The organism is Haemophilus paracuniculus (genome assembly GCF_002015115.1).
GTDB classification, from domain to species: Bacteria; Pseudomonadota; Gammaproteobacteria; order Enterobacterales; family Pasteurellaceae; genus Haemophilus_E; species Haemophilus_E paracuniculus.
Genome location: NZ_MUYA01000001.1, coordinates 110,316 through 132,825, shown reverse-complemented (window position 1 = coordinate 132,825; position 22,510 = coordinate 110,316). Strand labels below are relative to the sequence as shown.

Here is a 22,510-nt window from a genome sequence, read left to right as displayed (position 1 = left end):
CGAAAATGACCGCTTGTTTGAGCAAAGAAAGATTGAAAATCGGCTTGGTGTCGGTGTCCGACCGAGCCTCGCAGGGCGTGTATGCCGATCAAGGCATTCCCGAATTGCAACAATGGCTGGAAAAGGCATTAGTTGAGCCGTTTGAGCTGGAAACTCGCTTGATTCCCGATGAACAGCCGATCATTGAACAAACTTTGATTGAGCTAGCCGATCAACACCAATGCCATTTGGTTTTAACCACAGGTGGCACAGGACCAGCCAAGCGAGATGTTACCCCCGATGCCACCTTAGCGGTGGCGGATCGTGAAATGCCAGGCTTCGGCGAGCAGATGCGACAAGTGAGCCTACATTTTGTGCCAACGGCAATTCTCTCACGGCAAGTCGGGGCAATTCGCAATCAGTCGTTGATTCTCAATCTACCAGGGCAACCCAAAGCGATCAAAGAAACCCTCGAAGGGGTCAAAGACGAAAACGGCAAAACCTTGGTGCGAGGCATTTTTAGTGCCGTGCCATACTGCTTGCAGTTATTGAGTGAAATTTATATCGACACCAACCCAACAGTTTGTGAAAGTTTTAGACCAAAATCAGCAAGAAAAAATGAAAAATAATCAAAAAATAGAAATTAACGAGGATAATCGTGCAAACAAACAAACAAACAAACAAACAAACAAACAAACAAACGGTAAAAGTTTAACCATTGTCAGCGTAACGGGGCATCAAGGCTATGCTCAGGGTTCAGCTTATGCAATTGCTCGCAGTTATGAACAATTACAAGGCAAAATTGAAAATATAAAATGCCTCTTAATTAGCCCTGAAAAGCCCGAAGAATTAGCCGATTATATTTTACATTGCCCTTGTAAACCATTTAGTTATTTTGAATATAACATTTTTATGCTTTATTCATTGGGGCAGTTAATTGATACGGATTTTGCTCTTGTGGTGCAAAATGATGGCTGGGTTTTAAATGGCAATAATTGGCGAGATGAATTTTTGGATTACGATTATATCGGTGCTCCAATTGCTGGATTTATAGAGGTAGATCAGCATAATAAATTTATAAAATATCATGGTGATTATTTTTGGTTAAATCATTATAAGGAAACTAATTTAAACTTTAAAAACCATCAAAATGGTGGCTTTTCATTAAGAAGTAAGAAATTGCTAGATGCACCGAGAAAATTTAATCTAAAACTAGAGATGGATTCTCCAGATTTGTTTTATGATTATCCTTTGCAATTAAAATGGACAAATGTAGGGCATTTTGAAGATGTATATTTAATTGCTCTTCAAAGAGAATTCTTAGAAAGTCAAGGATTTCGATTTGCATCTCAAGAATTAGCTGCTTATTTCTCTATCAATGATCTATTACCACATTTAGAGTATGGTATTAGTTTGGATAATGTATTGGGAGGACATTTTGCATCAGGTTTAGTTTTAACTTCTAAGGAAAATGTCTATTTAGCCAAAAAATTATTTAATACGAGAGATGAATTAGTATCAGATTATATTATTCAAATGTTACTTAAGGCAGGGCATAATATTGTTATTCCAAATGATTTCTATTTAGAATAAGAAAATGAAGGATAAAAGCTTGGTGGTTTTTATCCTTCATAGTATTCCTATTTATTTTCTATGATTTTTTCGATCATTTCGACAAAGTTCTTACTTATTTCTTCGAAGCTAAATCTTTTGATTGCTTCTGGTAATAGCTTAATATAATTTTTTCTTTTTGTTTCGTTCGTCAATAGTTCATAAACTGTATCAACAAAAAGCTCTTCATCATCTAATGGTATTAGCCCACCATATTTTCCATTCGAGAGAATTTCTCTAGGTCCAGTAGGGCAATCCATTGCAACAACAGGAGTTCCACAGGCCATACTTTCTAGCAAAACAGTTGGTAATCCCTCAGATCTTGCAGTATGAATAAATAGTTTTGCGTTATGCATAAAAGGCAATGGATTTTTTCTAGAACCTAATAAAAAACATTCGTTCTCTAACTGAAGTTCTTTAATTTTTTCTTTGAGTAATACATAGCTTTCCCCTTCACCAATAATATAAAGTTTTTCCTTTATACCTTTTTGTTTAAGTTTTGAAAATATATTTAACATTGTAAGATGATTTTTATGACTTTCTTCTAGTCTTGCAACCTGTATGATATAATCTTGTTGCATTAATAATTTATCTTCCTCTGATATTTCTTCTGGAGAATTTAATTGCCTTTCAATTTTCTTTAAATCTAGTGGGTTATAAATACTGAGAACTTTTGTTTGATAATTTAATGAACGAATAAATTTTTCATAAAGATTTTTCATATCTTCACAAATAGTTACAACATAATCATATTTATTGATAAGATCTAAAGAAATTGGGCTTTCTTTTGCGTGTTTTTCCCAGTCAGTAAGATGTGTCCACTTCAATACAGGAACTGAAAAATTGAATTGATTTAATACTTGCCATCCATAATCTATAGATCTATAGAAAGTATTAAAATATATAACAACATCATAGCGTTTAGAGTTAGTAATTTCTAGGTAACGGTATTGCATTTTTTTTGCAATTTTTTGAAACATTCCTTGATAAAAAGTAATATTATTCTGATTGATTGATTGATTGATTGATTGATTGATTGATTGATTGATTGATTGATTGAAATGTAGAATTTCATTATTAAGAAACCATAAGAAATCTTCCTCAATATCCGTTAAGGGAGAGTGAATGCCAACTTTAGGTGATATACTGCCAATATTATGGGTTACTCTACGATCTTCTAATAGAAGATCCACTTCATAGTTAGTATGTTCAGCAATAAGATTTAAATAATTAATTAAAACAGTTTCTGCACCAGTCATAAATAATGTCGGGTGGATAAACAAGATTTTACGCATAATTTTCTCCAATGAAACAGATAATGTGAAGTTATTAGGAAACGTTATGAAATTTGTGTTATAATCCAATAATTGTTCATTTAACTAGGGTATTTATTATATGTTAGCTAGATCAAAAAGTCTAACAATTGTCAGTGTAACTGGACATCAAGATTATGCCCAAAGTTCAAGTTATGCTGTTCAACGAAGTTATTTAGAATTAAGAGAGAGAATCGAAAATTTAAGATGTTTGTTAGTTAGCCCAGAAAGACCACAGGATTGTCCTGATTATATTCAGCATATTCCTTGTAAGCCTTTTGGCTATTTAGAATATAGCCTTTTTATGATTTATTCGCTGGGTCAGTTAATTGACTCTGATTATTGTTTAATTGTACAGAATGATGGTTGGGTTGTAGATGGCTCAAAATGGCGTGATGAATTTTTTAATTATGATTATATTGGTGGACCCATTCTTAATTTATTAGAGTTTAAAGAAGGGCGGTTTTTCCAACGTTTACATTTCTCTGAGTGGGAAAAGTATTGGCAAGATATGCCTGCTCATTTGGTTGAATATCAAAATGGTGGCTTTTGTCTACGTAGTCGGAAATTATTAAATGCACCTAGAGAATTGGGGCTTAATTTAGAAATTGCTCCACCATTATCAATATCTCCTGATGGGGTTGCTTCATTTAAATGGGAGAACGATGGAATACATTTAGAGGATTTCTGGTTATGTGGTTACAAGCGAGTAGAATTAGAAAATTATGGTATTCGGTTCGCACCACAGAAATTGGCTGGATATTTTGCAACGGATAGAACATATTATCAGTTTAAACACGGAATACCCTTAAATGAGGTAATGGGGGGACATTTTGGTACAGATATTATATTGAATGGTGTAAATGATATTTATATGAAAAATCCGTTAATTTTTATCAATTATACATCAATGATAAATAGTGAGTTTTTTCAACGTTTTTTCCGCTTAGGATATAATATTCAAATATCTAATGAGCATCTTAATTATTTAAAAAGTCGAGGATAATAATGAAAAAAATCGAAGCCATTATTAAACCGTTCAAATTGGACGATGTGCGTGAAGCCTTGACGGACGTGGGAATTACGGGAATGACCGTGTCGGAAGTGAAAGGTTTTGGTCGCCAAAAAGGGCATACGGAACTTTACCGTGGGGCGGAATATGCGATTGATTTCCTGCCGAAAATGAAGCTCGAAATCATCGTGGCGGACGAGCAAGTGGACGCTTGCATTGAAGCGATCATCGACACCGCCCAAACGGGTAAAATCGGCGACGGCAAAATTTTCGTGTATGATGTGGAACGTGTGATCCGCATCCGCACGGGCGAGGAAAACGAAGAGGCGATCTAACCGCAAGGGGTAGGATTTTGCGAAATTTCTCGGAATCCTACCCCTTGCAACCCCTAGCACGGCAAGCCGTACTAGGTTATCAATGAGTAAGGGACGTTGTCCCTGTTAATCCCCCGTCATTTTGCGTTGAGCGGTTTCGTGAATTTCAAGGGCGATTTGTACTGTTTGAGCTTGCGAAGCAAGCGAGTTTACAAATCGACCGTAGAAATTAGAAACAAGCGAAACAAAGCAAAATGTTCGGGGTGTGTTTCTTTGGTTACTTTTTTTGCACAAGCAAAGAAAGTAACGAAATATGAGGAAAAAATGAAATTAAAATCTGGTTTATCTTGGCTTTGGCTAAGTATCGCAACTTGTGCCTTTGATCTTTTTATTAAATATGTGGTGGTGCAACGTTTTGAGTTGTACGAAAGCATCAACGTGCTGCCGATTTTCAACCTGACTTACGTTCGCAACTACGGGGCAGCGTTTAGTTTTCTTGCCGATCATTCGGGCTGGCAGCGTTACCTTTTCATCATTTTAGCGGTGGTGATTTCGGGGGCGATGATCTATTTTCTGGCTAAAAATAGTGCCTCGAAGCGGTTGGAAAATATCGGCTATGCGTTAGTGATTGGTGGGGCGTGGGCGAATGGGATCGATCGTGCTTACAACGGCTATGTGGTTGATTATCTTGACTTTTTCTGGCAAAACTGGCACTACCCAACCTTCAATATCGCCGATATTTGGATTGTGTCGGGGGCGTGTTTGTTGGTGTTGGAATCTTTCCTAGACGGCAAAAAAGCGAACAAAGGGTAAGCGAATGAACATTTTATTAGCCAATCCACGAGGATTTTGTGCAGGGGTGGATCGTGCGATTTCGATTGTGGAACTCGCCCTTGAAATTCACGGCTCGCCGATTTACGTTCGCCACGAGGTGGTGCATAACCGTTTTGTGGTGGACGGTTTGAAGCAGAAAGGGGCGATTTTTGTGGAAGAGTTGGACGAAGTGCCAGACGATTCGATTGTGATTTTCTCGGCTCACGGCGTGTCGCAAGCGGTGCGACAAGAGGCGAGAAGACGCAATCTCAAAGTGTTTGATGCGACTTGTCCGCTCGTTACCAAAGTGCATATGCAGGTGGCGAGAGCGAGCCGTAAAGGAACGAAAGCGATTTTGATCGGACACGAGGGACACCCCGAAGTGGAAGGCACAATGGGGCAATACGACAACAACGAGGGCGGCATTTTTTTGGTGGAATCGGTGGAAGATATTGCCAAATTGCCTGTGTCGCAAAGCGATGAACTCACTTTTATGACCCAAACTACCCTCTCGATTGACGATACAAGCGATGTGATCGAGGCGTTGAAAAGCAAATATCCTGCGATTCAAGGTCCTCGCAAAAACGACATCTGCTACGCCACCACCAACCGCCAACAAGCGGTGCGAGAGCTGGCGAAACAGTCGCAGTTGGTGCTGGTGGTCGGATCGAAAAATTCCTCAAATTCCAACCGCTTGGCGGAACTTGCCTCACGAATGGGCGTGCCATCTCGCTTGATTGACGGGCCGCAGGATATTGATCCTGCGTGGCTGAACGGTGTGCAAACCATCGGCATCACCGCAGGGGCTTCCGCCCCCGAAGTGCTGGTGCAATCAGTGGTGGCTCACCTGCAAACCCTTGGGGTGCAAAGCGTCAGGGAGTTAGAGGGCTGCGAAGAAAACACCGTATTTGAAGTGCCAAAAGAGTTAAGAATACACGAGGTGAAATGATGAACCGTTTTAAAATTGAATGGGCGTGTCGGCGTGGAATGCGTGAACTCGACAAAATGATTATGCCGTTTTACCAAAACCATTTTGATGAACTGAGCGAAGCCCAACAGCAAACTTTTGTGGAAATGCTCAACTACACCGACCCTGAACTATTCCGCTGGTTTATGCACCAAATCCCCGCCCCCACCGAGGAAATGGGCAAGTTGATTGAATTGATTCGGTCTAAGATTGAGAAATAAAAAAATCTGCTTAGTTTTTTGCCCCCTACCCCCTGCTACGCAGGGTACTTCCCCCGGAAGCGGGGGAAGATCGGTTCGTCCTTACTAATGAAGAAAGATCTTAGAATTTCTAACGAGCAAGATCTGCCCCCGCTTGCGGGGGAAGTACCGCCGTAGGTGGGGTAGGGGGCAACAAGCGGTAGGATTTCACGAAATTTTGCCTATCTTTGCCAACTACTTCACTTCCGATATTTCTGATAATTCAACTGTAACCACTGCAAGCCGACCACGGCGATGACATTGTCGATTTTGCCTTCGCAAAGCCATTGGTAGGCTTGTTCACGGCTGACGACGTGTACCAAAATATCTTCGTTTTCTTCGGGTAAGCCGTAAATACCGCCCACTTTTGAGCTATCCACCAAACCTAAAAAGAGGTGTAGCCGTTCCACCGTGCCACCAGGGCTGTCCCATACGCTGATGGCGTGTTCAATGTGCTGCACGGTTAGCCCTGCTTCCTCTTGGCTTTCGCGAATGGCGACTTGCTCGGGGGATTCATCGGTGTCGATCATTCCTGCAATCAACTCTAACAACCACGGCGAATTTTCCGCCTTTTCATCGTAAGCCCCAATTCGCACCTGCTCGACCAGCACCACATTATCCAACACGGGATCGTAGGCGATTAACGCTGAAGCTGCCCCTTTGATTAACAGTTCTCGCACTACCTCGCCGCTCACGCCCCCTGAAAAAAGTTTGTGGCGGAAATGCACCCGTTGAAATTCAAAATGCCCTTGATAAACCGTTTCACGTTTAATAATTTCTAAATCATTTTTTGAAAATTGAAGAATGTTTGCCATTTTTTAATACCTTTAATTTACTTGATAAATAAGGGGAAGTTCATTTTCGATTAAATTAAATTGATGATTTTGCCATTGGGATAATTTCGCTTGCAGTAAACCTTGTTGATAAAAATAACCGAGATAAAACGGAAAATTATCATAAAAATGAAAATAGCCTTTGGGGCAATAATCGGAATAAATGGTTTGCTGTTGCGGAAAATGTTTCACTTCCGATAATTTAATAATGCCAACCCCTTGTGATTTCAAAACCGCTTCCCGTAAGCACCAGCTTAAATAAAAATCATTTTTGAGTTTATTTTGGCTAAGTTTTTCTGAGGCAAGAAAATAATCTTTTTCCGTTTGATTAGCGTAATACTCAATTAAATTTTGGTAACGGCGTGTTTTTAGCGGATGTTCAATATCAATCCCCACTTTTTTCGGTTGTTCCGACCAACAAAAAATAACCGCAACCCACTCGCCAGAGTGGCTGATATTAAAATCAACCTGCGGATTTTGAATAAAAGGGCGACCGCTTTCGGTTCTTTTTATTTCAGAAAGTTGGGCGAGGGGAATTTGATATTTTTGAAAAAGTTGCCCTAATAAAAAATTCGCCATTCGGCGACTTTTCCATTTATTGATTTGGTGCGGGGCGAGTTGGTTCGGCATTGGCGGATAGTCAAAATCCGCCGAAATTGGCTCATCATTATGGGCGAAAACCACCTCGACAGTCCCTTGCAAGGGGTAGGATTTTTCCAAATTTTCGTTGGCTACGCCCATTGTGCAAATTCCCGATAATCGTGCAGTTCTGGGAACTGTTTCAGCCATTTTTGCCATTGGATTTTGTCGATTTCAATCTCGATCAAGCAGTCGCCAAATTCGTTAAATTGCTCGTTTTTAATGCAATTTTGCAAACGAAATTGGGTGTAAATCTGCCCTGCGGTAGCGGGCAATAACAGGGTTTCGCGGGTGTGTTTGTTGCGTAGTCGCTCTTGAATGGCTTGATAAAGTAATTCCACCCCCTCGCCCGTGTGGGCGGAAAGATAAACCGCAATCGGCTCGCCCTTGTCGTTGCGTTCGATGTGCGGCTCAACCCCCGCCAGTTTGTCGATTTTGTTAAACACCAACAAGGTCGGAATATCCAACGCCCCGATTTCGTCCAGCACTAAATTGACCGCATCAATGTTTTCGTTTTTGCGTTCGTCCGCCCCATCAATCACGTGCAGCAACAGGGTGGCTTCGCAGGTTTCTTGCAGGGTCGATTTGAACGCAGACACCAAATCGTGCGGCAGAAAACGGATAAAGCCGACCGTGTCGGCGAGGATCGTGGTGCCGACATCTTGGATCTGCATTTTGCGTAAGGTGGGATCAAGGGTGGCGAACAGTTGATCGGCGGCATAAACCCCTGCGTTGGTAATTGCATTGAACAGGGTGGATTTGCCTGCGTTGGTGTAACCCACCAGCGAAATGGTGGGAATATCCGCCTTTTGGCGAGTTTTGCGGTTTTGATCTCGCTGTTTGCTCACTTTTTCAAGGCGATTTTGCAGTTGCTGGATTCGCACTTTAATCAAACGGCGATCTGTTTCCAACTGGGTTTCCCCTGGTCCTCGTAAGCCGACCGCCCCGCCTTTTTGCTGATCTTGATTGCCCAAACGGCGAACCAAGCGGGTGGATAAATGGCGAAGTTGGGCGAGTTCCACCTGCAATTTGCCCTCGTGGGATCTGGCTCGCTGGGCGAAAATATCCAAAATTAAGCCCGTGCGATCCACCACCCGACATTCGCACAATGCCTGTAAATTTCGGCTTTGAGCAGGGCTAAGTTGATGATTTACCAACACCACCGTTGCCCCAAATTCCTCAACCGCCTGAGCGATTTCTTCCGCCTTGCCTTGCCCGACAAAGTATTTGATGTGGGGGGCAGAGCGAGAAGTAGTTAGTGTGGCTAAAATTTCCACCCCTGCCGATTCCGCGAGGGTTTGAAATTCGGCTAAATTCTCAATATCTTTGGTTTGCGACAGAAAAGTATGCACCAAAATCGCCCGATCTTGCTGATGGGAAAGCTGTTTGGTAGGGGGATTTTCAGGGGAAAGAAAGCCAAACGTAGCATCCGTGTCCGCTACGTTTGGCAAAGGATCATCAAAAGAAAGTGAAGTGTTAATACGCAATTATTCCGCTTTTTCTGCCACCGATTCAGCTTGGGCAGCTTGATGATGTTGCTGATGACCTGCGTGATGATTATTGTTGTGCGACACCGAGCGAGCAGGCACGACCGTTGAAATGGCGTGTTTGTAAACCATTTGGCTCACGGTGTTTTTCAATAAAATCACGAATTGGTCGAATGATTCGATTTGACCTTGCAATTTGATCCCATTCACAAGGTAGATTGAAACAGGGATACGTTCACGGCGAAGTGCGTTCAAATAAGGATCTTGTAAAGATTGACCTTTTGCCATTTTTCTTTTCCTTCTTATTGTTGTTGATTGTCAGTTGATGGTGTGCCAAAGGCGGTGGGATTTTAGCACAGTTTTAGCCAAAGGGGGAAATTCTCTTTACAAATGACCGCTTGCAAGGGGTGAGATTTCTGAAAATTTTGCAAAACGTCCTTTTCGTTTTTTGTGGTAAGATACGCAAATTCAATGTTAGATAAAAAGGTAATCACAATGACCAAACCTATCGTATTTAGTGGCGTTCAACCCTCTGGCGAATTAACCCTCGGCAACTATTTGGGGGCGTTACGCCAATGGACGAAAATGCAGGACGACTACGAATGTCTGTTCTGCATTGTGGATCTGCACGCGATCACCGTTCGTCAAGATCCCGAAGCGTTACGCAAAGCGACCCTCGACACCCTCGCCCTTTACCTTGCGTGTGGGATCGACCCGAAAAAAAGCACTATTTTTATTCAATCCCACGTCCCAGAACATAGCCAATTAGCGTGGATTTTGAACTGCTATACCTACTTCGGCGAAATGAGCCGAATGACCCAATTCAAAGATAAATCGGCTCGCTACGAAGAAAATGTGAATGTCGGCTTGTTCACTTACCCCGTGCTAATGGCGGCGGATATTTTGCTCTACCAAGCCAACCAAGTGCCAGTCGGCGATGACCAAAAACAGCATCTCGAAATCACCCGTGATATTGCGAACCGCTTCAACGCTCTCTACGGCAAAAAAGACGCCGACGGCAACCTTGTGCAACCTGTGTTCGCCGTGCCAGAAGTCTTTATCGCCAAAACAGGGGCGAGAGTGATGTCGCTACTCGAACCGACCAAAAAAATGTCGAAATCCGACGACAACCGCAACAACGTGATCGGCTTGTTGGAAGACCCGAAATCAGTGGCGAAGAAAATCAAACGTGCGATGACCGATGGCGATGAGCCACCAGTGGTGCGTTATGATGTGCAAAACAAAGCAGGCGTGTCCAACTTGTTGGATATTTTGGCAAGCGTAACGGGCAAAACCATTCCACAACTAGAAGCAGAATTTGAGGGCAAAATGTACGGGCACCTCAAAACCGCCGTGGCGGACGAAGTTTCCGCAATGCTCAGCGAATTGCAAGAACGCTACCACCACTACCGTAACAACGAAGCCCTGCTCGAACAGATCTTCCGTGAAGGGGCGGAAAAGGCAAGAACCAAAGCCAAAGCGACCCTTGACGAAGTGTATAAATTAGTTGGCTTTGTACAATAACTTCCAAGCGGTGGGATTTTCTGAAAAATCTCACCCCTTGCAATTACATTAAAAAAGGAACATCAAATGTTTGTAGAAATTTTCGGTCGAATGACCTGCCCATACTGCGTGCGAGCCAAACAACTCGCCGAAAAAATGAAAACCGAATTAACGGATTTCGATTTTGAATTTATCGATATGATCGAAAAAGGCATCAGCAAAGAAGATCTCGAACCCCGTGTCGGCAAACCAGTTGCCACCGTGCCACAAATCTTCCTCGACAACGTTCACGTTGGCGGCTGCACCGACTTCCAAGCCCTCGTTAAAGAACGGTTTGGGATTGAGGTTTAACCCTATCAAAAAAGCGAGAGTTTCTCGCTTTTATTTTTTTAGGGGTTACAAACAAATCCCAACACTAAACAGTAAATTGGTAATTAACGCCAAGCCTGCCATTTGTCCGAGTAGGGGGCGAAGTTCGGTGGGATCTTTGTGGCGGTAAACAAAAAGGGCGTGTTTGATTAACAGCGGTAGGGTGAGCAAAAACAGGAAATTTGCCCAACTTTGGAAAGTAAATAGCACAAAAATTAAGTAGAAAAGCACCGCTAGTGAGAGTAAGGCGAGGTGGTAACGGCGACCGTTTTCGCCCCCAATTCTCACGATTAAGGTGTTTTTGCCTGCTTTTTTATCTTGCTCAATATCCCTCAAATTATTGATATTGAGTACCGCCACCGAGAACAATCCGCAGCCGAATGCAGGCAGTAAAATATCCGCAGGCAAGCGGTGGGTTTGTAAGTAAAATGTACCAAGCACCGCCAAAAAGCCGAAGAAAATCAGCACCGAAATATCGCCCAAACCTAAGTAGCCGTAAGGTTTTTTGCCCACGGTGTAGGTAATCGCCGCCACAATCGCCAACCCCCCTAATCCTGAAAAAATCAACAGATCTTGCACGTTTTGATAGGCGTAGCCAATGAGGGTAGCCCCCGATAAAAAGGCAAGCCCACCCACTACAAACAGAGATTTTTTCAATTGCTCGCCCGAGATTGCCCCCTGCTGAATGGCACGCAATGGTCCAATTCGCTCGGCGGTGTCCGAGCCTTTCACGTGGTCGCCGTAGTCGTTGGCGAAATTGGATAGGATTTGCAACAAAATCGTGGTTAAAAAGGCGAGTAAAGTGGTTATCAGGTCAAATTGCCCTGCTCGAAATGCCAATGCCGAGCCGACAATAATCGAGGCTAACGCCAGTGGTAAGGTTTTAGGGCGAGCGGTGCTAAACCAAATCGAAAAAGGGGAAGTTTTATTCATAAACAAAAAAATTGAAGCAGAGTCTTTGAAAATGGCGTAGTTTATTACAAAATGCCCGACTATATTTTGATTTTTCTCACAAAAAGCGATTTTTATGCCAGAGATCACACCACTTTGCTTGAATCCGATTGGGATTTTGCACAGCCCCTACGATGAAAAATTTTCCGTGCCTCGCCAGCCCGATTTAGTGCGAGAGGGCAAGGGAATGTTGCGTTTGTTGCCGCCCTACAACAGCCCTGATGCAGTGCGAGGGCTGGAACAATTTAGCCATTTGTGGTTGATTTTTCAGTTCCACCAAATCCCCGAACGAGAATGGCACGCCACCGTGCGACCGCCGCGTTTGGGGGGGAATGAGCGTGTCGGCGTATTCGCCAGCCGTGCCACCCACCGCCCCAATCCGCTCGGACTATCCAAAGTGGCGTTAGAGGGAATCGAAATTCGTCAGGGCGAAGTGTGGCTGAAATTGGGTAGTGTCGATTTAGTGAACGGCACGCCGATTTTCGACATCAAACCCTACCTCGCCTACGCCGACAGCGAACCCAACGCCAAATCGGGTTTCGCCCAACACAAACCACAAGCGAAATTACGGGTGCAATTCAGCGAAAACGCCCTGCAAGCGGTGCGATCCTGCCGAAATTTTGCCAAATTTGGGATTGCCGACCCGATCACCTTTATCACGGACGTGATCGCCCAAGATCCCCGCCCTGCCTACCAACAGGGCAAACCGTCAAACCGCATTTACGGAATGAGCCTCGCAGGGGTGAATGTGCGTTGGAAAATCCATTTTGAACAAATGGATTTAGTTGAGGTCATAGCGGTGGATTAAATTTAACGTCTCTATTGTTGGACTTTTTATATTAAACACTCTCTCCCACTCGTGGGAGAGAGACCGCTTGAAATACGTTCAGTATTTCAAGCAGAGAGAGGGCTACAAGCGGTTAGATTTTTGTAAATTTTGCCCTCTCCCTGATTTTTCTTCTCAACGAAGAAAAATCTGTCCCTCTCCCGTAAACGGTAGAGGGTTAGATTATTGGCTATATCTAAAATTAAGGATAATCTCAAAATGAAATTCAAAAAATATCTCGCAATCCTACCCCTTGCATTCGCTTCATTAGTAGCGACCGCCGAAAGCAACGCCCCCGCCACCAAAAGCAACGGCTCAACTTTTTCCTTTGCAACGGAAATCAACCGCACGGTGGATAACGATTTAATGCAAGCGGTGGTTTTCAGCCGAAAAACAGGCAAATCCTTGCCAGAGTTGCGTCAGGCGGTGTCCAGTTCCCTCAACAAAGTGCTGGAAGAAGCGAAAAAACAGCCGAGCATTGAAATTCAAGCGGACGGCGTAACCAACTACGCCAACTACAACGCCAAAAATAAAGTGGAAGGCTGGGTGGCAGAGGGGCGGATTTTCCTCAAAGGCAAAGATTTTGAGGCAATCGCCAAAGTGCTAGAAAATTTGGGCGAGAATGTGGCGATTAGCGATATTTCGTTCAGCGTGTCCCCTGAAAAAATGGCAGCCTTGGAAGATGAGATGACCCTTGAAGCGATCAAGCAATTCCAACGCAAGGCGGAAGTGATCCGCAAAGGCTTAAATGCCAAAGGTTATCGCTTAGGCAATGTGAATTTGGAAACCCCAAACGGCGAGCAGAATTTCGCCCGCCCAATCGCCTATATGGCAAAATCTGAGATGGCTGAGGATAGTGCAATGCCAATGGAAAGTGGCAAAGCGACCATTTCTGCCCGAGCTTCTGGCACGATTGAGATTGAGCAGTAGATTACATCATTTTATGTTTCCTGTGTCTTTCATCAGAAAAATAATCTGATTTAAGTACAATTTACGCTAAAATGCCGTTCCTATTTGAACGGCATTTTTTTACGAAATTTTGAGGAAAGAATGATGAAAATATTGATGAAACTCGTGGCGTTATTTGCGATTTGTTCCACCTTATCGGGCTGTTTGGTAACGACTGTAGTTGGGGCGGCGGCTTCGGCAGTCGGCACAGCGGTGGGAACAGCGGTCGATGTGGTTGATGCGGTAACGCCTGATATTACCGACTAACAAGCGGTAGGATTTTTGAAAAATTTAAGGGTCGCAATGGCGACCCTTATTTTATGGATTCAACAAAAACACCCCTTTTTGTTGTAGTTCGATGAAATGCTCGGTTTGGGTTTCATCGTAATCCATTGGGTTGAGGTTGATGAGAATTTCCTTGCCTTGCCAGAGGGCGACGATTTCCCAGTAAGCCCCCATATAGACGGCACTTTTGATTGTGGCTCGTTGGGCGGGTGAGCCTTGTTGGGCGAGGCGGACGGCTTCGGGGCGGATGCCGACTAAGCATTCGCCGTCTGCGACACCGAATTTATCGCTGTTCGGCAGGTTGAAATGAAATTCGCCGAGTTGGATTTGATCCCCCTGTTTTTGGGCGGGCAAAATGGTCGATTCGCCCATAAAGTTCGCCAAAAAGAGCGAGTTCGGTTGCAGATAGAGATTTTTCGCTGTGTCTTTTTGTTTGATAACGCCCTTATCCATTACGATCACTTCGTCCGACACCGCAAAGGCTTCGGTTTGGTCGTGGGTAACGTAGAGGGAGGTGATATTGAGCCGTTGTTGTAGCTCACGGATTTTTTCACGCATTGAGCGGCGAAGATTGGCGTCGAGGTTGCTCAATGGTTCATCGAATAACAGCACTTTCGGCTTTAAAATCAAGGCTCGGGCGAGGGCGACACGCTGTTGCTGACCGCCTGAAATTTGATCGACAAAGCGATCTTCAAAGCCCGCCAAATCCACCAATTCCAACGCTTCTTTGACCCGTTGCTGGCGTTCCGCTTTTGGCACGCCTTGCATTTTCAAGCCGTAGCCCACGTTGTCGCCAATCGACATATGCGGAAACAGAGCGTAGGATTGAAACACAATGCAAATGTCCCGTTGCTGAATGGAATTGTGGGTAACATCTTCGCCGTCAATTAAAATCTGACCGCTTGTCGGGTTTTCCAATCCTGCCACCAAACGTAGCACGGTGGTTTTGCCACAGCCCGAAGGCCCGAGTAGCGTAACCATTGAGCCTTTTTTGATGGTGAGATTGAGGTTATCAATCACGGTCGCTTTGCCGAAGGATTTGGTTACATTTTTCAGCACTAAAAAATCGTTGTTATTGTTCATTTTTTATCCTTAATTCATTTTTTTCGCTTTTGAGCGAGCCACACGGCTATCGCCCACAATCCAGTCAAACAAGAAAATAATTGCCATCATTACCACGATCAAAATCGAGCCGTAGGCAATCGCCACCCCATATTCGCCGTCTTCGACACGGTTGAGAATGTAAGAGGTCGCTACACGCGTGTCGGCGGTAACGAGGAACACAATCGCACTCACGGTGGTCATCGCTCGCACAAAGCTGGTTACGAGGGCGGATAATAACGCAGGTTTGAGCAATGGCAACACGATAAATAGAATGGTTTTGAACGATCCCGATTTGAGCGAGAGCGAGGCTTCATCGAGGGATTTATCCAACTGCCCCAAGCCTGCAATCGCGGCACGCATTCCCACGGGCATATTCCGCATTACCATTGATAGCACGATGATGATCCCCGTTCCCGTCAGATAAATCGGGGCGTTGTTAAAGGCGAGAATGTAAGACACGCCCGCCACCGTGCCAGGTACGGCGAAGCAGAGCAGGGTCAAAAATTCGAGGGTTTTCTTGCCCTTAAATTGACGGCGAACCGTTACATAGGCGATCAACAACCCAAACAAGGCGGTGATCGGGGCAGCGGAAGCGGCGAAAATCACTGTTTGAATCAGTGAAGGCCACGCCCCATCGCTAAATCCTTGCCCGAATAGGGTTTTGTAATTATCGAGGGTGAGGGTGTAATCCACCCCCCAGTTTACCGTGAAACTGCCGTAGAAAATACTGCCGTAAAGCACCACGTTAAACAACACCCAAAACGCCAAGGTGCAAATAATTGCCGATTTCATACCGCTTGGTAGCTCTTGCACATCGCCACGGTAGGATTTGCCCGAAACGGTAACGTAGGAACGGTTGCCGATCCAGAGATATTGCACCACAAAAATGGCGAGTGAAAAGACGAGCAAAATCGTGCCAAGGGTGCTTGCCGAGGCATAATCCAGTTGCGAGCCTGCGATGTAGAAATAGATTTGGGTCGCAATCACGTCAAAGCTACCGCCCAGCACCAACGGGGTTGAGAAGTCGGCGAGGGATTGAATCACCACCACCAAAAACGAGTTCGCCAAGGCAGGTTTGAGCAACGGGAAAATAATGTGCCAAAAGGCTTGATAGCGGTTAGATCGCAGCGTATAAGCCGCTTCCTCAACGGACGGATGAATCGACTTCAACGCCCCCTCTAAAATCATAAAGGACATTGGCGTGAGGGCGAGGGTGTGGGCGATCACAATCCCCGTGAAGCCATAGAGCCAGTTACTGCTGAACCCTAAATAATCGACCAAAAAGCCCGTAACATAGCCCGAACGCCCGAGCATCAGCGTTACCCCCAAGCCCACTACAAAGGGCGGGGTTACAATCGGTAAAATCGAGAAAATTTTGCCGATGAAAGCGGTGCGTTTCGCAATGCGAGTGGTGTAGAGGGCGAACGCCAAGCCGAACAGGGTGGAAAGCACCCCCACCGTCCCCGCCACCGCCAGCGAGTTCCCCACCACACGGCGAACATAAGGCTGCTGCACAATGTTCAGCACTTGGCTCGGCACAAATTCGCTGCCGTTGTAGAACATCGAAATAAAAATCGCGAGGGTCGGATAAACGATAAAAAAGAAAATCAGCAAAATAATGCAGATTAGGCTGGCGATCACAAAGCGATCCCCCTGCATTACTTTGAGATTGGCGAGGGCGTTGGTGGCAACCGCAATCAGGGCGATAATCAACGGCAACACCGCATAACCAAAGCTCACTTTGGCGATAATCGCCGACACAAACAGATAAAGGAACAGCACCGCCACCCCGATTAAATCGAGCTTATCCTGCGATTTTCCTTTCGGAATGAGGAAAAAAATCAGCGGTAAAAACCACGTCCACGCCAGCCCGAAATTCGCCCAGCCCATTGCGGACAAAATTTCAGCACGCGTGGATTCAAACAATCCATAATCAAGGGCTTGTGAGGGCAACCCCACAAATCCCAAAATAGCAAGCCCCACCCAAAACAGCGGACGGGCAAAAAATGATGTTGGCATAAGACCTCTTTAAACAGCTGACAAGCGGTTAGATAATTCAAAATTTCGTATTATTTTTTCAAAGATAAAATACAGCCCAGTACAACCACCAAAGCACCAATGCCTTGATATAAGGTAAGGGTTTCGCCTAGGGTAAAATAACCGACCAACGCCGTAGATAATGGCACAAGAAGTTGAACGACATTGAACACCACTACCCCTTGCTTTTGCACGATATAAAACGCCATTAACATTCCCGTCAGCATTCCGTAAATTCCCGCTAAACTGAGGGCGAGCAGCAGGCTGGTGCTGACGTTTTGTAATTGAGCCAGTTGCCCCGTATAGCTCGCTAAACCTAAATAGCAAAAGCCCGATAAGGTGGCGGTGGATGCACTAATCACAAGGGTGTGCAGCTTTTTGGCAACCTGTTTTACGATAAGATTTTGAATCGACTGAACCAAGATCGCAATCGTCAAAAATAATGCCCCTAACAAAAAATGGCTTTCGCTAGTGGCTTGGTTTCCATTGATCACGAAAATTAACGAACCCACGATCGCGAATAAACTGCCGATGTAGAAATGCTTTTGCTTGGCTTTGGCTCTTTCGTCTTAGAAAAAGATCGCCGCCATTATAATGGATAACGGCATCGCTAATACGCTGAAAATACTACCTGAAAGAGCAGAGGTGTATTTCAATCCTGCGATGAAAAAATACATATTTGCCGTCATAAAAAGGGCGAGGGCGAGTAAGCCCCAAATCAGTTTAGGTTCGGCAATGATTTTTTTAAGATCCGTTCGATATTTGAATAAGCAAATCAAGCAAAAGAGTAAACCGCCAGATAAAAATCTCACGGCATTATTATTAAGGGTTTCAAAATTGAGGCTCATCAACCGCATAATGGGAAATCCCAAGCCCATCAATAATACATAGCAAAGCCTTGTCGCATACTCGTGGTTCATTTGACATCACAAAAGTAACCCAACGAGCCTAAACCAAATTCGGCAGGCTCGTTTTTTAATCACACTATTTCGCCAATTTCACTTCCGCCACCCATTTTTCAATCAAGCGTTTGCGTTCATCGCTTGAACCATATTTGGCGAAATCGTAGTCGATCAATTTGAGATCTTTCGGATTGAGGGAATAAGGCGATGGCTCGGCGGTGGTGTTGGTCAGAACTTGGAATGCCTCGCCTTTTTGCCACGAAAGTTCTTGGGCTTCTTTGGACAACGCCCAATCCACGAACAGCTTCGCATTATCAAGGTTTCTCGCCCCTTTCAAAATGCTCACGCCACCCAATTCGTAGCCCGTTCCCTCACTTGGCACAACCATTTCGAGGGGCGCGCCGTTTTTCTTCTCAACGGCGTAATCGTGTAAGAAACCTATGCCGATTGCGGTTTCGCCACGTGCCGCATTGCGAGACGGGGCAATGCCCGATTTGGTGTATTGCGACACGTTTTGGTGCAATTTTTTGAAGTAATCAAAGGCTTTTTCTTCGCCCCAAAGTTGCACGAAAGTGGCAATCGCCGTGTAAGCCGTGCCAGAACTTTGCGGATCGGCGATCTGAATTTCGCCTTTTAAGCGAGGATCGAGCAGATCTGCCCACGAGGTTGGCACTTTCTCGATGCCGAGTTTTTTCAAGCGTTCCATATTCACGCCGTAGCCCAAAATCCCCATATAAATCGCCGAGCTGTAATTGCCTTTCAACTTGGCGGGATCACGGAATTTTTCCACGATTTGCGAGAGATTTGGCGATTGGTAGGCTTCCAATAAGCCCATTTCGCCTGCTTGGGATTGTGGATCGAGCGTGCCGCCATACCAAACATCCGCTTGCGGATTGTTTTTTTCCGCTTCCACTTTGGCGAGGGTGCTGCCTGAACCGTTGCGGATAAAGGATACTTTCACATCATATTTCTTGCCGAACGCCTGCGTTTCTTGCTCGCAGAATTGGTTGGTCGCACTACAATACACCACCAAACGCCCCTCTGCGTTGACGGTTTGGGTTAAGGTTGCCCCAAATAATAGGGCGGAAAGGGTTAAAGCGAGTTTGTTTTTGTTAAGTTTCATTTTGTCGTCCTTTTATAATGAAAAAGTGGGCAAACTATACGCAAATCTGGCGGAAAAAACTGTGAGCTGGCTCACAAATAGCAAAATCGGCGGTGCAAGCGGTTATTTTCTCGCTAAAATTTGCAAATCTGCCACAAGTCGCTACAATGCAGGGCAATTTTTTTCAAAATAAGGATCTCAAATGAAAATCGCAAAAAATACCGTACCAAGCATTGCTTACCAAGTACGCACCCAAGACAACGTATTAGTCGATGAAGCCCCAACCAACCAACCGCTTGAATACTTGCACGGTCATAACAACCTTGTGATCGGCTTAGAAAATGCCCTCGAAGGCAAAGCGGTGGGCGACACTTTTGAAGTGCGTGTGAAGCCCGAAGAAGCCTACGGCGAATATAACGAAAATATGGTGCAACGTGTGCCAAAAGAGGTGTTTATGGGCGTGGACGAATTAGAAGTGGGTATGCGTTTTATCGCTGACACGGATTTAGGCCCTTTGCCAGTGGTGATCACCGAAGTGGACGGCGATGAAGTGGTGGTGGACGGCAACCATATGCTCGCAGGTCAAGAATTGCTATTCAGCGTAGAAGTGGTAGGCGTGCGTGAAGCGACCCTCGAAGAAATCGCCCACGGTCATATCCACCAAGAAGGCGGCTGCGGTTGCGGCGGACACGACAGCGATGAAGAAAGCCACGGCTGCTGCGGTGGTGGACATCATCATCACGACCACGATCATTCACACGGACACGGTGGGTGTGGTTGTAAGCACTAATTTTTAGTGTTGCCCCCTTCGGTTTCGCTTCGCTTAACCACTTCCCCCGCAAGCGGGGGTAGATTAGTTTGATCTTCCCCCGTTTACGGGGGAAGTACCCTGCAAAGCAGGGGGTAGGGGGCAAAGGCAATACAAGCGGTGCGATTTTTTAAAATTTCCAACATTCTTAACATCACAATGAGCAACACACACCAACCTCAATCCAACACCGATTATTTGCGAGCGATTTTAAGCTCGAATATCTACGATCTCGCCCAAGTTACCCCGTTGCAGAAAATGGAAAAACTATCCGAGCGGTTGGGTAATCAGATTTGGATCAAACGTGAAGATCGCCAGCCTGTGCATAGTTTCAAACTGCGTGGGGCGTTTGCGATGATTTCTAATCTTTCTACCACCCAAAAATCCGCTGGCGTGATTGCAGCTTCGGCAGGCAACCACGCCCAAGGGGTGGCACTTTCGGCGAAGCATCTCGGCTTACGAGCCTTGATCGTAATGCCACAAAATACCCCCTCAATTAAGGTCGATGCGGTGCGAGGTTTTGGCGGCGAGGTGTTGCTGTTTGGGGCGAATTTTGACGAAGCGAAAGCCAAAGCGATTGAGCTTTCGAGCGAGTTGAATATGACTTTCGTCCACCCTTTCGATCACCCGAACGTGATTGCAGGGCAAGGCACAATCGGAATGGAATTGGTGCAACAAAGGGGCGATCTTAACCGTGTGTTTGTGCCAGTCGGCGGTGGCGGTTTAGCCGCTGGGGTGGCGGTGCTGATTAAGCAACTGTTGCCTGATGTGAAAGTGATTGGGGTCGAATCCAAAGATTCCGCTTGCCTTTATTATGCGTTAAAAGCAGGGCAACCCGTGGATTTAGAACGGGTCGGGCTGTTTGCGGACGGCGTGGCGGTGAAGAGAATTGGCGATGAAACCTTCCGCTTGCTTAATCAATATATTGATGATGTAGTGCTGGTGGATAACGATGAAATCTGTGCCGCTCTCAAAGATATTTTCGAGAATGTGCGAGCCGTTGCCGAGCCGTCTGGGGCGTTGTCGCTGGCGGGCTTGAAAAAATATGTGGCGGAACGTCAAATCGAGGGGGAAAACCTCGCCTGCATTTTGTCGGGGGCAAACCTCAATTTCCACACCCTGCGTTATGTGTCGGAACGTTGCGAAATTGGCGAAAAACACGAAGCCCTACTTGCCGTTACCATTCCTGAACAAAAGGGCAGTTTCCTCAACTTCTGCCAAATTTTAGGCAACCGAGCTGTAACCGAATTTAACTACCGCCACGCAGACGATCAACAAGCCTGCATTTTTGTCGGGGTGAGAATTGGTGGCGAGGCGGAAAAAGCCGAGATTATCAAAGAGTTACAACAAAACGGCTACGATGTGGCGGATTTGTCGGAAGACGACATCGCCAAAACCCACATTCGCTATATGGTGGGCGGTCGTCCGCAAGGCTTGCCGAACGAGCAACTTTACAGCTTCGAGTTTCCCGAACAAAAAGGGGCATTGCTCAAATTCCTGCAAACCCTCACGGATTGGGATATTTCCCTGTTCCACTATCGTGCCCATGGTGCAGATTACGGCGACATCTTGGCGGCATTTGTGCTAAACGAGCAGGATTTAGCCGAGTTTAATCAACATTTGGAAAAATTAGGCTATCGTTATCAAAATGTGAGTGATAGCCCTGCCTATCGTTATTTTTTAAGATAGTTTTTTGATAGGGATTATCGAGAGATAATCCCTTTTTTATTGTTTATAATAGCCGAATGAAAACACTCACATATCAACTCAACCAATGGGAAAGCGAGTTTTTTGCTCGCCAAATTATTACCTTGCAATGGCTAGAAACCGCTGATAACGCCCGAAATCTTGCCCCCGATTTTGACATCTCGAAATCCAAACTTGTGCAAGCGAAAGTGGCGAGTAGCGACTGGGAAGCGATTGACTGGCTGCAAGGGCAAGGCTTTCAGTGGGTTGAGGGCGAGGTGGAATTTCGCCTTGATTTAGCGGAAATTTTCGAAAATCCGACCGCTTGCAAGGTGGCAGGCGAGGGCGATCTGATTGATTTACAAGATCTTTTTGGCAACGCCTTTCCCCACAGCCGTTTTCGCCCCCCTTATTTTAGTGTAGCGGAAAATCAGCGGTTTTATCGGCAATGGATCACCAATGCGGTGCGAGGGCAGTTTGATGATCTCTGCCTGATCTCTCGCTCGGCAAGCGGTCAGTTGAGAGGCGGGATCAGCGTGAAGCTGAATGGATCGCACGCCAAAATTGGCTTATTAGCGGTGGCGGAAGCCTTTCAAGGGCAAGGCATCGCAACGGAACTGCTTTCCGCCGCGGTAGCGTGGGCGAAAGCAAATGGGGCAGAGCAACTCACGATCAGCACCCAAATCAGCAACCTGCCTGCGATCAACCTTTACCAAAAATTCGGGGCAAAAATCGTTGCCACTGCCTTTTGGTTTTATCAATAAAATTTTTATTAATTAGGA

General features: G+C 45.3%; 24 protein-coding genes and 1 pseudogene. 15 read left to right on the top strand and 10 right to left on the bottom strand.

What is annotated here, in order from left to right; genetic code table 11:
* Positions 1-5 precede the first annotated feature (5 nt).
* Positions 6-608 carry a molybdopterin adenylyltransferase gene (gene mog / locus B0187_RS00665; RefSeq protein WP_078235791.1) on the top strand — a complete coding sequence of 201 codons (603 nt, stop codon included), beginning with the start codon at positions 6-8 and terminating at the stop codon, positions 606-608.
* On the top strand, positions 565-1,572 hold the full coding sequence (locus B0187_RS00660; RefSeq protein ID WP_158078209.1) for a DUF5672 family protein: 1,008 nt from the start codon (positions 565-567) through the stop codon (positions 1,570-1,572). The genes mog and B0187_RS00660 overlap by 44 nt, the downstream gene beginning before the upstream one ends.
* Positions 1,573-1,619: 47 nt before the next feature.
* On the opposite strand, the gene B0187_RS10360 is transcribed toward B0187_RS00660, so the two are convergent.
* Positions 1,620-2,849 (bottom strand): glycosyltransferase, encoded by a 1,230-nt coding sequence (locus B0187_RS10360; protein ID WP_158078208.1) that lies wholly within the window; start codon positions 2,847-2,849, stop codon positions 1,620-1,622.
* 136 nt (positions 2,850-2,985) lie between these two features.
* On the opposite strand from B0187_RS10360, the gene B0187_RS00650 reads away from it, so the two are divergent.
* From B0187_RS00650 to B0187_RS00630, 5 genes are all read left to right on the top strand, one after another.
* Positions 2,986-3,909, top strand: coding sequence for a DUF5672 family protein (locus B0187_RS00650; RefSeq protein WP_078235784.1), 924 nt, complete (start codon positions 2,986-2,988; stop codon positions 3,907-3,909).
* A gap of 2 nt (positions 3,910-3,911) precedes the next feature.
* On the top strand, positions 3,912-4,250 hold the full coding sequence (glnB, locus tag B0187_RS00645; protein WP_078235782.1) for a nitrogen regulatory protein P-II: 339 nt from the start codon (positions 3,912-3,914) through the stop codon (positions 4,248-4,250).
* Between the two features lie 303 nt (positions 4,251-4,553).
* Positions 4,554-5,042, top strand: a complete 489-nt coding sequence (gene lspA, locus B0187_RS00640; RefSeq protein WP_078235965.1) for a signal peptidase II — start codon at positions 4,554-4,556, stop codon at positions 5,040-5,042.
* 4 nt (positions 5,043-5,046) lie between these two features.
* A complete protein-coding gene (gene ispH, locus B0187_RS00635; RefSeq protein ID WP_078235780.1) occupies positions 5,047-5,991 on the top strand; it encodes a 4-hydroxy-3-methylbut-2-enyl diphosphate reductase in 945 nt (314 codons plus the stop codon).
* Positions 5,991-6,230 (top strand): FAD assembly factor SdhE, encoded by a 240-nt coding sequence (locus B0187_RS00630; protein WP_078235778.1) that lies wholly within the window; start codon positions 5,991-5,993, stop codon positions 6,228-6,230. Before ispH ends, B0187_RS00630 begins: the two co-directional genes overlap by 1 nt.
* Before the next feature lie 218 nt (positions 6,231-6,448).
* Here the strand turns inward: B0187_RS00630 and nudF are convergent, their stop codons facing one another.
* The 4 genes from nudF to hfq are packed head-to-tail and all read right to left on the bottom strand — an operon-like array spanning position 6,449 to position 9,495.
* The gene (gene nudF / locus B0187_RS00625) at positions 6,449-7,063 is read right to left on the bottom strand and encodes an ADP-ribose diphosphatase (protein ID WP_078235776.1); all 615 of its coding nucleotides are present in this window, start codon (positions 7,061-7,063) and stop codon (positions 6,449-6,451) included.
* 12 nt (positions 7,064-7,075) lie between these two features.
* A complete protein-coding gene (locus B0187_RS00620; RefSeq protein WP_143413741.1) occupies positions 7,076-7,801 on the bottom strand; it encodes a 4'-phosphopantetheinyl transferase family protein in 726 nt (241 codons plus the stop codon).
* 11 nt (positions 7,802-7,812) lie between these two features.
* Positions 7,813-9,201 carry a ribosome rescue GTPase HflX gene (hflX, locus tag B0187_RS00615; RefSeq protein ID WP_245796992.1) on the bottom strand — a complete coding sequence of 463 codons (1,389 nt, stop codon included), beginning with the start codon at positions 9,199-9,201 and terminating at the stop codon, positions 7,813-7,815.
* Between the two features lie 6 nt (positions 9,202-9,207).
* Positions 9,208-9,495 carry an RNA chaperone Hfq gene (gene hfq, locus B0187_RS00610; RefSeq protein WP_078235772.1) on the bottom strand — a complete coding sequence of 96 codons (288 nt, stop codon included), beginning with the start codon at positions 9,493-9,495 and terminating at the stop codon, positions 9,208-9,210.
* 207 nt (positions 9,496-9,702) lie between these two features.
* Here hfq and trpS point away from each other — a divergent pair, with 207 nt between their 5' ends.
* Together trpS and B0187_RS00600 are read left to right on the top strand one after the other, a co-directional pair.
* Entirely contained in the window at positions 9,703-10,731 is a 1,029-nt protein-coding gene (trpS, locus tag B0187_RS00605) for a tryptophan--tRNA ligase (RefSeq protein WP_078235770.1), read from the top strand.
* Positions 10,732-10,797: 66 nt separating this feature from the next.
* A complete protein-coding gene (locus B0187_RS00600; protein WP_078235768.1) occupies positions 10,798-11,061 on the top strand; it encodes a GrxA family glutaredoxin in 264 nt (87 codons plus the stop codon).
* A gap of 45 nt (positions 11,062-11,106) precedes the next feature.
* On the opposite strand, the gene B0187_RS00595 is transcribed toward B0187_RS00600, so the two are convergent.
* On the bottom strand, positions 11,107-12,012 hold the full coding sequence (locus B0187_RS00595) for a 1,4-dihydroxy-2-naphthoate polyprenyltransferase (RefSeq protein WP_078235961.1): 906 nt from the start codon (positions 12,010-12,012) through the stop codon (positions 11,107-11,109).
* Between the two features lie 94 nt (positions 12,013-12,106).
* Here B0187_RS00595 and tsaA point away from each other — a divergent pair, with 94 nt between their 5' ends.
* From tsaA to B0187_RS10200, 3 genes are all read left to right on the top strand, one after another.
* A complete protein-coding gene (gene tsaA / locus B0187_RS00590) occupies positions 12,107-12,838 on the top strand; it encodes a tRNA (N6-threonylcarbamoyladenosine(37)-N6)-methyltransferase TrmO (protein ID WP_078235766.1) in 732 nt (243 codons plus the stop codon).
* A gap of 237 nt (positions 12,839-13,075) precedes the next feature.
* A complete protein-coding gene (locus B0187_RS00585; protein WP_078235764.1) occupies positions 13,076-13,786 on the top strand; it encodes an SIMPL domain-containing protein in 711 nt (236 codons plus the stop codon).
* Between the two features lie 120 nt (positions 13,787-13,906).
* The gene (locus B0187_RS10200) at positions 13,907-14,071 is read left to right on the top strand and encodes a hypothetical protein (RefSeq protein WP_158078207.1); all 165 of its coding nucleotides are present in this window, start codon (positions 13,907-13,909) and stop codon (positions 14,069-14,071) included.
* A 51-nt stretch (positions 14,072-14,122) separates the two neighbouring features.
* Here the strand turns inward: B0187_RS10200 and fbpC are convergent, their stop codons facing one another.
* The 4 genes and pseudogenes from fbpC to B0187_RS00565 form a co-directional block, all read right to left on the bottom strand.
* Entirely contained in the window at positions 14,123-15,172 is a 1,050-nt protein-coding gene (gene fbpC, locus B0187_RS00580) for a ferric ABC transporter ATP-binding protein (RefSeq protein WP_078235762.1), read from the bottom strand.
* A gap of 9 nt (positions 15,173-15,181) precedes the next feature.
* On the bottom strand, positions 15,182-17,212 hold the full coding sequence (locus tag B0187_RS00575; RefSeq protein ID WP_078235760.1) for an ABC transporter permease: 2,031 nt from the start codon (positions 17,210-17,212) through the stop codon (positions 15,182-15,184).
* Between the two features lie 50 nt (positions 17,213-17,262).
* Positions 17,263-18,150: pseudogene (locus tag B0187_RS10450) on the bottom strand (DMT family transporter).
* Positions 18,151-18,214: 64 nt separating this feature from the next.
* The gene (locus B0187_RS00565) at positions 18,215-19,255 is read right to left on the bottom strand and encodes an ABC transporter substrate-binding protein (protein WP_078235758.1); all 1,041 of its coding nucleotides are present in this window, start codon (positions 19,253-19,255) and stop codon (positions 18,215-18,217) included.
* Positions 19,256-19,436: 181 nt separating this feature from the next.
* Between B0187_RS00565 and slyD the strand changes: the two genes are divergently transcribed.
* The 3 genes from slyD to rffC all read left to right on the top strand — a co-directional run bounded on the left by slyD (position 19,437) and on the right by rffC (position 22,492).
* Positions 19,437-20,024, top strand: coding sequence for a peptidylprolyl isomerase (gene slyD, locus B0187_RS00555; RefSeq protein ID WP_078235754.1), 588 nt, complete (start codon positions 19,437-19,439; stop codon positions 20,022-20,024).
* Between the two features lie 177 nt (positions 20,025-20,201).
* The gene (ilvA, locus tag B0187_RS00550) at positions 20,202-21,731 is read left to right on the top strand and encodes a threonine ammonia-lyase, biosynthetic (protein WP_078235959.1); all 1,530 of its coding nucleotides are present in this window, start codon (positions 20,202-20,204) and stop codon (positions 21,729-21,731) included.
* Between the two features lie 56 nt (positions 21,732-21,787).
* The gene (rffC, locus tag B0187_RS00545; protein ID WP_078235752.1) at positions 21,788-22,492 is read left to right on the top strand and encodes a dTDP-4-amino-4,6-dideoxy-D-galactose acyltransferase; all 705 of its coding nucleotides are present in this window, start codon (positions 21,788-21,790) and stop codon (positions 22,490-22,492) included.
* Positions 22,493-22,510: the final 18 nt, after the last annotated feature.